General features: G+C 30.5%; 1 protein-coding gene. It reads right to left on the minus strand.

Annotated features, from left to right (window positions below; genetic code table 11):
- Window positions 1-645 precede the first annotated feature (645 nt).
- Window positions 646-1,650: a protein rep gene (locus EII23_RS11780; protein ID WP_001199882.1), complete on the minus strand. Its 1,005-nt coding sequence runs from the start codon at window positions 1,648-1,650 to the stop codon at window positions 646-648.
- Window positions 1,651-2,019: the final 369 nt, after the last annotated feature.

A 2,019-nucleotide genomic window follows, 5' to 3' on the forward strand; every position in this document is an offset into this window, starting at 1 on the left:
GGAACCCTTAACAATCCCAAAACTTGTCGAATGGTCGGCTTAATAGCTCACGCTATGCCGACATTCGTCTGCAAGTTTAGTTAAGGGTTCTTCTCAACGCACAATAAATTTTCTCGGCATAAATGCGTGTTCTTGTTATAATATAGACATCACATTTAGGGTGCTTATTAAAAGTAGTTTTTTATAATCTACTTCGCAAAAGCAAATAAAAAGCCAATCCATTTTATCTGGGTTGGCTTTTTATTTTTATATGCCTTTATTTGAATTTTAAGGGGGCATTTTAAAGATTCAGGGGTAAATCATATAGTTTTATACCTAAAAGTCTATATACGCTTTTAAAACGCAAATATGAGCCAAATAAATATATCTTAATTTCACAAACAAAAATTTGAGCAAAACCAGTGACTAATTTTTTAGACACTGCCCAGTTATATGCAAATTAAAAATTTAGCAAACTGGGCAGAAAAAAATAAACACTGCCCAGTTATATGCAAATTAAAAATTTAGCAAACTGGGCAGAAAAAAATAAACACTGCCCATTTATATGCAAACTTAAAAGTTAACATGAAAACTGGTCAACCATGCCGGTTGAACGCTATAGTTCCCGCAGGGGCAAAAAGACATAAAAAAACACTAGCTTTTTAGCTAACGTTTCAAATCTTTTAAATAATAATTTTGTTTTTCAAAATTCCAAATTGCCGTAATTGAATGTGCTTTTTCTTCTTCGTCTGTTGTTTTATCTTCGTCACTTGTATTAATCAAATTGCCATCTTCGGCATCATCTAAATTTAAAATCTTATGTTTTTGTTTAAGCAAACCACCATAACTCAACATACGTTTTCGATATAAACCTTTTTCTAAATCATTCACGATTTCTTGATTTCTTTCATCATCATCAGTTAAAAAATCAGATGACTTAACCGAATATTTAGAGGTTTCTTTGATAGCTGCTTGAATATCTTTATCGCCTTTTTGATTTGGTTTGATCGCTTTAATATTTGCTACGGGTCGATAATTTACTTGTAATGCTTTTTGCCATAAATTAACCCATTCTTCTTGAGTTATATAATTAGCTTTATTCTTAAAATAACTATTTTCAACACATAATAAAACATGCATATGTTGATTATAACTACCATCATTTTTATTAACTGTTACTTCCGTTGAACGCAAAAACCCAACAAGATTTTGCTTCACTTTTTTATATCTACTTAACCTATCAAATGCTTTCGTTAAATGTTTCAAACTTTGTTCTAAAGTATCCCCATCTATCGCATTTTTCGTTGAAAGTGTTAAAAATAACCAACGCGCTTTTGGTTTTTCTTTAACAACTTCTTCAATCACTTTTTGAGCTTGATAACTATTTTTCATAGCACGCCTCCAATTACAAACTGGGCAGAGTTTCGACTTACAAAACCATGTCTTATGTAACTTCAAATAACCTTCATCAGTCGGCTTGAACTCTAAGACGTTACCACATTGTTTTACATTAAAAGCCTTTTTTATTTTTAAAATTTCCAGTATATCTGCATAACTTACATTATCTATCTTCTTTTCTCTCCATGGGCGTTGTTTCCCACTTTTCGTCATATCTTTAAGTGTTTCGTTATCTTGATTTTCGTCTATACATCTAGTAGTATTATATTGCATATAAAGAGACCTCCAGTAGTTGTTTATTGAGTAGACGCTTTAATCATACTACTGGGGTTTTTTTATGTCAAAAATTCCTTTCAACAAGAAAAATAGCTATAATCCCTTACATACCAAGGATTACAGCTATAATTTTAAAATCGAGTTATTTCTATATAGTATCAAGACAAGAAGAAACTCGTTTTCAACTCGTTTCAAAAACCTTTCAAAAACCATCAATCCACAAAAATACCACGCGAATGACACTCAAAATACAAGACTACAATTAAAAAATACTTAGAATAAAATTAAATAAAATACGAAAATTAAAAGGAGTTAAAAATGCCTTATATTTATTTAATAATAGCCATAAGTACTGAAGTTATTGGA

It is taken from the genome of Desulfovibrio sp. OH1186_COT-070 (assembly GCF_003860215.1).
Classification (GTDB): Bacteria; Desulfobacterota; Desulfovibrionia; order Desulfovibrionales; family Desulfovibrionaceae; genus Desulfovibrio.